1 protein-coding gene is annotated in these 741 nt (G+C 45.2%); it reads left to right on the top strand.

Translation table 11 applies throughout. From position 1 onward, the window contains the following. Window positions 1–741 (top strand): hypothetical protein (locus A3729_RS33055; protein ID WP_197475834.1); only part of this gene is annotated, 741 nt, incomplete at both ends.

The following is a 741-nucleotide window of genomic DNA, read 5'->3' as shown; positions in this document are numbered from 1 at the left end:
TCAGCTTATGGCCGTTTGGATGAGATTAAAGTTTACGATAGCGTGCTGACTGAAGCAGAAATTGGAACGGCTATGGGGGACTCTCATGCTTGTAGCTCGTGTTCTTTAGGTAGTTTTTCGATTACTCAGCCTGACTATGGGTTAGCCTGCCCGAGTTCCAGAGCTGAAGTGAGTATTCAAGCTGTATGTGCGGATGGTGTTACTGATAAAACTGACTATGTTGGTACGATTGGTTTAAGTACCAATGATGATTCAAATAGCGAGTTTTATGATGCTGCTAGCGGTGGTTCCTCCATATCGGGTCTCACTCTGGATGGCTCTGAAAGCGGTGCAGCAACGGTCTTTTTATTCCATGAGAGGGCGGTTGATGGTGTGGTCGTGACCGCCGAAGATACTGCAGAGAGTGTAAGCTCTACCGCAACGCCGGGTACAAACTTTAGTGCTTACGGATTTGTTGCCACCAACCCGGCCTCTTTTGTTTGTGGTAATTCTAAATCGATGACATTAACCGCTGTCGGTCAAACTCAACCAAGTGGTAGTGCTTGTTCAGTGTTGACTGATTTTGACGGGAGTAAAGATTTAAAAGCATGGTTTGAGGTGAATTATCAATCTGATGAGTCACCCGCTATTGCAGATACGGCCAGGACTTCCCTAAGCCTTAATAACACGCTTATCGCTAACAGTTTACCTGCTAGTGATAATCTGACTTTAGATTTTGATCAAGGTGTAGCAGATCTTGAC

The sequence above is a fragment of the Oleiphilus sp. HI0043 genome (assembly GCF_001634935.1).
Note: the sequence above shows the minus strand (reverse complement) of the source record. Positions and strands in the feature narration are given on the sequence as shown.